10 protein-coding genes and 1 tRNA gene are annotated in these 6,984 nt (G+C 71.3%); 7 read left to right on the forward strand and 4 right to left on the reverse strand.

The window, feature by feature from the left end; translation table 11 throughout:
• Positions 1-696 (reverse strand): PLP-dependent transferase (locus JNL41_RS10875; RefSeq protein WP_293474824.1); only part of this gene is annotated, 696 nt, incomplete at its 3' end.
• Between the two features lie 232 nt (positions 697-928).
• On the opposite strand from JNL41_RS10875, the gene JNL41_RS10880 reads away from it, so the two are divergent.
• Positions 929-1,948 (forward strand): 2'-deoxycytidine 5'-triphosphate deaminase, encoded by a 1,020-nt coding sequence (locus JNL41_RS10880; protein ID WP_293474826.1) that lies wholly within the window; start codon positions 929-931, stop codon positions 1,946-1,948.
• A gap of 39 nt (positions 1,949-1,987) precedes the next feature.
• On the opposite strand, the gene JNL41_RS10885 is transcribed toward JNL41_RS10880, so the two are convergent.
• Entirely contained in the window at positions 1,988-2,191 is a 204-nt protein-coding gene (locus JNL41_RS10885) for a DUF465 domain-containing protein (RefSeq protein WP_293474828.1), read from the reverse strand.
• Positions 2,192-2,476: 285 nt separating this feature from the next.
• On the opposite strand from JNL41_RS10885, the gene JNL41_RS10890 reads away from it, so the two are divergent.
• The 4 genes from JNL41_RS10890 to JNL41_RS10905 all read left to right on the forward strand — a co-directional run bounded on the left by JNL41_RS10890 (position 2,477) and on the right by JNL41_RS10905 (position 5,041).
• Positions 2,477-3,334 carry a TraB/GumN family protein gene (locus tag JNL41_RS10890; protein ID WP_293474829.1) on the forward strand — a complete coding sequence of 286 codons (858 nt, stop codon included), beginning with the start codon at positions 2,477-2,479 and terminating at the stop codon, positions 3,332-3,334.
• 90 nt (positions 3,335-3,424) lie between these two features.
• The gene (locus JNL41_RS10895; protein ID WP_293474831.1) at positions 3,425-3,844 is read left to right on the forward strand and encodes a hypothetical protein; all 420 of its coding nucleotides are present in this window, start codon (positions 3,425-3,427) and stop codon (positions 3,842-3,844) included.
• A gap of 88 nt (positions 3,845-3,932) precedes the next feature.
• Positions 3,933-4,133, forward strand: a complete 201-nt coding sequence (locus JNL41_RS10900; protein WP_293474833.1) for a helix-turn-helix transcriptional regulator — start codon at positions 3,933-3,935, stop codon at positions 4,131-4,133.
• A 35-nt stretch (positions 4,134-4,168) separates the two neighbouring features.
• Positions 4,169-5,041 (forward strand): TraB/GumN family protein, encoded by an 873-nt coding sequence (locus tag JNL41_RS10905; protein ID WP_293474834.1) that lies wholly within the window; start codon positions 4,169-4,171, stop codon positions 5,039-5,041.
• Positions 5,042-5,044: 3 nt separating this feature from the next.
• On the opposite strand, the gene JNL41_RS10910 is transcribed toward JNL41_RS10905, so the two are convergent.
• Together JNL41_RS10910 and JNL41_RS10915 are read right to left on the reverse strand one after the other, a co-directional pair.
• Positions 5,045-5,962, reverse strand: a complete 918-nt coding sequence (locus tag JNL41_RS10910; protein ID WP_293474836.1) for a hypothetical protein — start codon at positions 5,960-5,962, stop codon at positions 5,045-5,047.
• A gap of 4 nt (positions 5,963-5,966) precedes the next feature.
• Positions 5,967-6,557: an HD domain-containing protein gene (locus JNL41_RS10915; RefSeq protein ID WP_293474838.1), complete on the reverse strand. Its 591-nt coding sequence runs from the start codon at positions 6,555-6,557 to the stop codon at positions 5,967-5,969.
• Between the two features lie 65 nt (positions 6,558-6,622).
• On the opposite strand from JNL41_RS10915, the gene JNL41_RS10920 reads away from it, so the two are divergent.
• Together JNL41_RS10920 and JNL41_RS10925 are read left to right on the forward strand one after the other, a co-directional pair.
• The gene (locus tag JNL41_RS10920; protein WP_293474840.1) at positions 6,623-6,853 is read left to right on the forward strand and encodes a hypothetical protein; all 231 of its coding nucleotides are present in this window, start codon (positions 6,623-6,625) and stop codon (positions 6,851-6,853) included.
• Positions 6,854-6,927: 74 nt separating this feature from the next.
• Positions 6,928-6,984: transfer RNA gene (locus JNL41_RS10925), tRNA-Gly, on the forward strand.

Consider the following 6,984-nt stretch of genomic DNA (forward strand, 5'->3'; position numbering starts at 1 on the left):
GGCGTCGGTCAGCAACTGGGCGTCGCCGAGGATCGCGCCGCCGAGGACGCGGCCCTGGCCGTCGATGTGCTTGGTCGCTGAATAGACCACCACGTCCGCGCCGAGCGCGAGCGGCTTCTGGAAGATCGGCGTGGCGAAGACATTGTCGACGACCAGCTTCGCGCCGGCCGCGTGCGCGACGTCCGCCACCGCGCCGATGGCGGTGATCTCGAGCAGCGGGTTGGCCGGGCTTTCCACCAGGAAGCAGCGGGTATTGGGCCGCACCGCGGCCTTCCACGCCTCGATGTCGGTGGCGTCGACATAAGTGGTCTCGACGCCGAAGCGCGGCATCCAGTCCGAGAGGATCCAGCGGCACGAGCCGAAGAGGGCGCGGCCGGCCACGATGTGGTCGCCGGCGCGGACCAGGCCCATCAGCGCGAGCTGGACGGCGGCCATGCCCGAGGCGGTGGCCTTGCAGGCCTCGGCGCCCTCGAGCAGCGCCAGGCGGTCCTCGAACATCTGCGTCGTAGGGTTGCCGAAGCGCTGGTAGATGAAGCCGGGGCCGCCGGCGAACCGCTCGTCGGCCGCGTGGGCGCTCTCGTAGGCGAAGCTCTGGTTCAGGAAGAGGGCTTCCGAGATCTCGCCGTGCTCGGTGCGCATGAGGCCGCCGCGCACCGCTCGGGTCTCGATCTCCCAGTTGCGCGGGTCTTCCGCCATCACGGCCTCCATCGGTTCAGAGGACGCCGCTTGAACGGCAGGGGCGAAGCCGGGTCAAGGGCCGGTTTCGGCAAGGTGGACCACGAAGAGGCGCGAAAGCCCGAAAGGCGTCGGCGCCTCCGCCGGCGCGGGGGCTCGAAGAGAGGCTCGGCCGCTTTCGTGTTTTCGCGCCATTCGTGGTTCCCCTTCTTGGCTTGCCACGCCCGCGTTCTACGCTAAGGCTTCGCCGCCCATGAACGACCTCAGCGTCCCGGGCATCCTGCCCTGCCAGTCCATCGAAGCCCTGATCGCCGGCGGCGCGATCGCGTCGGCGGCTCCGTGGGAAGCCGACCAGGTGCAGCCCGCGAGCCTCGACCTGCGCCTCGGCGGCAAGGCGTGGCGGGTCCGCGCCTCGTTCCTGCCGCGGCACGGCACGGTGCGGGAACGGCTGCGCGAAGTGGCCATGCACGAGCTGGACCTCACGGTCGGCGCGGTGCTGGAGCGGGGCTGCGTCTACATCGCCGAGCTGCAGGAGCGGCTGCGGCTGCCGAAGGGCGTTTCGGCGCGGGCCAACCCGAAGAGCTCGACCGGCCGGGTCGACGTGTTCGTGCGCGTGATCACCGACCGCGGCCACGCGTTCGACGACGTGGACGAGGGCTACGACGGCCCGCTCTACATGGAGATCGCCCCGCAGACCTTCTCGGTCCTGGTGCGTTCGGGCACCCGGCTGAACCAGTTGCGCCTCAAGGCGGGGGAGCCGCCCCGCCTGCGGACCGAAAGCGTCGGCGTCGACCTTACGGGGGAGATCGCCGGCTTCCGCGGCCGGCGCCACGCCGGCGTCGTCGACCTGGACCACGAGGACGGCCACGACCCGCGCGACTTCTGGGAGCCCCTGATCCCGCGCAACGGCCAACTGCTGCTGGACCCCGGCGAGTTCTACATCCTGGCCTCCAAGGGGGCCGTGGAAATCCCGGTGATGGAAGCGGCCGAGATGACGCCGATCGATCCGTCGGTCGGCGAGTTCCGCGTCCACTACGCCGGCTTCTTCGATCCCGGCTTCGGCACCGACGAGGCGCACGGCAAGGGCAGCAAGGGCGTGCTGGAGGTGCGCAGCCACGAGACGCCCTTCATCCTGGAGGACGGCCAGACCGTGGCGCGGCTGATCTACGAACCGCTCACCGAGCGGCCGACGCGGCTCTACGGCGAACAGGGCTCGCACTATCAGCGCCAGGGGCTGAAGCTCTCGAAGCACTTCCGCGTCTGGACGCCCTGAAGGCGCGGGCGCGCGCCGGCGGCCCGCGCCCTTCGTCCGTCAGGCGGGGCTGAGCCCGCCGCCGGTCCGCACGGGCAGCAGCCCGGCTTCGGCCTTCTCGATCGCATCCTTCACGTGCAGCCGCCGGCGGCGCAGGGCCTGAAGCCGCATCGCGTCGGGATAGGGCCGGCGCAGCTCGGTGCGGATCTGCTGGTCGAGCTGGCGATGTTGATCGCGCAGATACCAGACGCGGTAGTGTTGCATGTGCTCCTCCTTCATGGAGGTGCGCCCGAAGCCCTTTGGAGCCTGATGGGGGAGAGAGGCGATTCCGCCAGGCCCCGAGCGCACCTGTCGCGGTCCGACATCACGATCGTGGGGGTGATCGTCAGAGGGGCCCGGTCCCGCAGGCTTGACGTAGGCGCCCGGCGCCGGGGGCGAAAGATGCGCCCCGGCCAAACTTTTCGTGAGCGGGACGAGCGTCGGCAGGTCGCACTGACGCGCCCGGCGGCGCCGGCTATGGTCGCGGCCATGTTCGGTCGGGGGACGGCCATGGCGTTGCGTGGGTGGGCGGCCGCAGTTGCCGCTGCGCTCCTGGCTGCATTGCCGGCCGCGGCCGCACCGGCGATGTGGCGCGTCTCGGACGCGGACAGCCAAGTCTTCCTGTTCGGCACGCTGCATGCGCTCAGGCCGGGCGTGGCGTGGCGCACGCCGCTCTACGACGCGGCGATGGCGCGGGCCGGGACGGTGTGGTTCGAGGCCGACATGACCTCGGGCGACGCCGAGACGATCCGGCTGCTGGTCCGACGCTACGGCTCCGATCCCGACCGGCCGCTCTCGCGCAAGCTGGCGCCGTCGGACCTCGCGGTGCTGGCGCGCGAGACCGACATCGCCCGCATCGACCACCTGCGGCCCTGGGCGGCGGCGCTGATGCTGTCGGTGCGGCCGGCGCCGGGGCGGGGCGCGAGCGTGGAGGCCGGCGCCGACATGACCGCCACGCGCACCGCCCGCGACACCGGCAAGCGGGTGCGGACGTTCGAGACGCTGGAGGACCAGGCGCGGATGTACGCGAGCCTGCCCGAGGCGTCCGAGGTGCGCTACCTGACCGGCGTGATGCGCCAGCGGAGGAAGCCGGCGCTGCCGCCGCCGCTCGGGCCGGCGTCTCTGGAGAAGGCCTGGCTGGCCGGCGACATCCAGCGCCTGAACGCCGGCCTCGAAGCCGAGAACCCCGCGCTCTACGACGCCCTCGTCCGCCGCCGGAACAACGCCTGGGCCGAGACGCTCGGCGCCGAGATCGCGGGAACCTCGGGGATCGAGGTGGTCAACGTCGGCGCCCTCCACCTCATCGGGCCGGAAGGCCTCCCGGCGCTGCTGAAGGCCCGCGGGTTCAAGGTCGAACGGGTGCAGTAGGGCGAGTTAAGCGAGCCTGGCAAAATGTAATGGTCACTTGACACGTTTCATGTGTCGTGTTTCCTTGTCATTCAGACAAGGAGACCATTCATGTCCTGGGTGCGAACGCCCTTCATACGCTTCTCCGGGACCGTCCTGGCCGGCGCCCTCGTCGTCCTGGCGCTGCAGTGGGGCGTCCGCGCCAGCGGCTACCAGCTCACGGGCCTCGGGTTCCTCGCCCTCATCCTCGGCTGGAGCGCCGTGATCGGCGTCATCCTCATGCGCTACTGGCGCGGCATCGACGAGGCGGCGCGCGAGGCGCAGAAGTGGGCCTGGTACTGGGGCGGCTCGATCGGCATGGGCGTCGCGGCGGTCGGCCTCGCGATGAACCCCTTCGACGTGGTCGGCCTCCTCGTTCCGGCCGGCGCCGACCGCAGGTCGCTGCTGCTGCACGGGGCCGGCGTCGTCATGTTCGGCCAGCTCATCGGCTTCCACCTGGCCTGGGCCTACTGGTGGTGGAGCCGGCGATGAGGCTGCTGAACTCGCCCGTCACCCTGGCCATCTCCGTCGGCCTCGTCGCCGCCTACCTGATCGGGACTCTCGCGTCATGGATGAGCTCATGAAGAACCGCCTGAAAGTCCTGCGCGCCGAGCGCGACTGGAGCCAGGGCGACCTCGCCGAACGACTGGGCGTCTCGCGCCAGAGCGTCAATGCGCTCGAGACGGGCAAGTACGATCCCTCGCTTCCGCTCGCCTTCCGGATCGCCCGCCTGTTCGGTCTGGCCATCGAAGACATCTTCCAGGACGAGGCGGCGGCTTGACGGCCGCCCGACCCTGGCCCGCTATCGAGCACCGCATGATCCGTTCGTTCGCCCGCCTCGCCGCCGCAGCCGCGGCCCTCGTCCTCGGCCTTGCGGGCCCCGCCGTCGCCGAGCCCGCGCTCTGGGTCATCAGGGACGCCGACTCCACGCTCTACCTGATGGGCACGGTCCATGTGCTGCGGCCCGGCACGCCCTGGCAGGAGGGCAAGGTGCAGGCGGCGCTGGCGCAGTCGAAAGAGCTCATGCTGGAGGCCGCGGGACTCGACGATCCGGCCACGATCCAGCCCCTGGTCCGCGCCTATGGCCTCGATCCGGCCCATCCGCTCTCGGCCAAGCTCTCCGCACAGGACCGTCCACGCCTGGCCGCCGCCGCCCAGGCGCTCGGCATGTCGCCGCAGATGCTGGAGCCGATGCAGCCGTGGCTGGTGGCGCTGACGTTCAGTGTCGCGCCGGCGGTGAAGGCGGGCTTCGATCCCGGGAGCGGCGTCGACACCAGCCTCTCCGGCATGGCGCGCGCCGCCGGCTGGCCGGTCGAGGGCCTGGAGACCCCCGAGCGTCAGATCCGCTACCTCGCCGAGATGTCCCCGGCGACCCAGCTCGAGTTCCTGGCCTCGACCCTCGACGAGGTCGACGACGCGGCCGCGCAGCTCGACGCCATGGTCGCCGCCTGGGTCGCGGGCGACACGGACGGGCTGGAGAAGATCTTCGTCACCGAGATGCGCGAAGGCTATCCCGAGCTCTACGACGCGCTGGTGGTGCAGCGGAACCAGGCCTGGGCGAAGGTGATCGCCGAGAAGCTGAAGGGCTCGGGCGTGACTTTCATCGCGGTCGGCGCCGGCCATACGGTGGGGCCCGACAGCGTGCAGGCGGAACTCGCCAGGCTCGGGATCAGGGCCGAGCGGCAGTAGCCCTCAGCGGCCGGCGCAGCCGCCCGGGCTTTCGGCCTTCATGCGCACGACGGCGTAGTCGCGGCCGTTCCAGCGCAGGATCGGGTGGCAGAAGCCCGGACCGCCGTTCTCGATGTCAGGCCAGCCGCCGGCGCCGCGGGTGGGCAGGAAGGTGGGGATGCCCTGATCGCCGTAGAGCCGCCGCCAGGCGCCTGAGGCGTCCTTGGTGACGATCACGAAGCCCTGGCCGGTGTTGCCGAAGCACTCCGTCCCGTAGTCGGTGACCACGGCGTCCGGGCGGCCGTCGCCGTTCAGGTCGCGCATCTCGATCGAGACCTCCTGGCTCTTGTCGCAGGCCGGGTAGCGCCCGCGGACGGCGGTGAAGCCCGCGGCGCGGAACGCGGCGGCCCGGTCGGCGGCGGGCGCAGCCGGCGGCGGCGTGGCGGCCTTCGGCGCGGGCGCGGCCGTCCTGCGGTCGGCGGCGAGGTCCGACGGGCAGGGCTTCAGCGAGACGTAGCCCTGGCCCGGCTGGAACGTCCATGTGCGCTGGCAGCCCGGGCCCTCGAGCGTGTAGTCGCGCCAGCCGTTGGTGCGGGTCTCGAGCAGCCTGAGCCGCCCGTAGGTCTTGCCGACGAGCGCCCAGTTCGCCGGCCCCTGGCGCTGGATGATCGCGAACGCCTCGCCCTTGTCGCCGTAGCAGGCGGCGTCGACGTCGGGGATGATCGCCTCGGCCCGGCCGTCGCCGTTCAGGTCGACCGCCGCCGGACGCGGCTGGACGGGCCGGCCGCACGCATTGACGATCTGCGCGCCGCGGATCTGGAAGCCCGCCGCGGTCAGCATCGCCGCCGCCTCGCGGGCGCGTTCGGCCGGCGTCGTCTGCGCGAGCGCCGGCGCAGCCGCCAGAACGGCCGCCGAAAACGCCACGATCCCCCCGAGCTTCATGGAATCAGGCGGCCGGGCGCTTGTAGATCGAGCGCTTCGGGCTCTCCATGACGCGGCGCATCATGGGGACGAAGGCGTCCAGCGGCATGGTGTCGTAGCCCGGCTCGAACGAGTTCTGGTCGTAGAGGTGGCAGAACTGGGCGCAGGCCTCGAACGACGGGTGGCCGCGGTGCTGCTCGCGCATGTCGCGGTCCAGGCCGATGTGGTGGAAGAAGTAGTAGCCCTGGAAGATCCCGTGGTGCTTCAGGATCCAGTGGTTCTCCTCCGAGACGTAGGGCTCGAGGATGGCGGCGCCGAGTTCGGCGTGGTTGGCCGGCAGCAGGATGTCGCCGATGTCATGCAGCAGGGCGCAGACGACGTATTCCTCGTCCTTGCCGGCGCGGTGGGCGCGGGTGGCGGTCTGCAGCGAGTGCTCCAGCCGGTCGACGGCGAAGCCGCCGTGGTCGCCGGTCAGCAGGTTGAGGTGCGCCACGATGCGGTCGACATGCTCGCCGCGGTGCGCCATCGAGGCGCGGCCGATCGCGGCCCAGTCCTCGAACGTGCCCTCGGTCATCGCCGTGAACTTCGCGCGCTCCAGCATCGCGTCGTCGGCCATCGGAACCTCCCGCTACTGAGGCCGGCATGGTGCGGGCGCGCGGCGGCGGGGTCAACGCGCCTCGTTTGAGGGGTTTTCCGAACGGCGGTTTCCTCAGGGCCGAGTTCACCGGCTGGGTCGGTGGCGCGCACCGCGCCCGCCGCAACATGCTGGAGAGCCTTGTCCTCTTCGTGGCCCTGGTCGCGGGCCGCGCCGCCCTCGCGGCGATCTACATCGTCGGCGCGCCATACCTGCGCGCGGCGGCCTGGATCGTGGCCTCGTCGGCCTCGTGCTGGATCTTCCTGCAGCTCATCTGAGCCCATCGCCTCGACGGCCGGATCAAGACCCGCTAAGGGATCGCCCTCCGGAGCGATCCCGGCGGCGCGGGTGTAGTTCAGAGGTAGAACGTCAGCTTCCCAAGCTGAATGTCAGGGGTTCGATTCCCCTC

The sequence above is a fragment of the Phenylobacterium sp. genome (assembly GCF_016793285.1).
Lineage (GTDB): Bacteria > Pseudomonadota > Alphaproteobacteria > Caulobacterales > Caulobacteraceae > Phenylobacterium.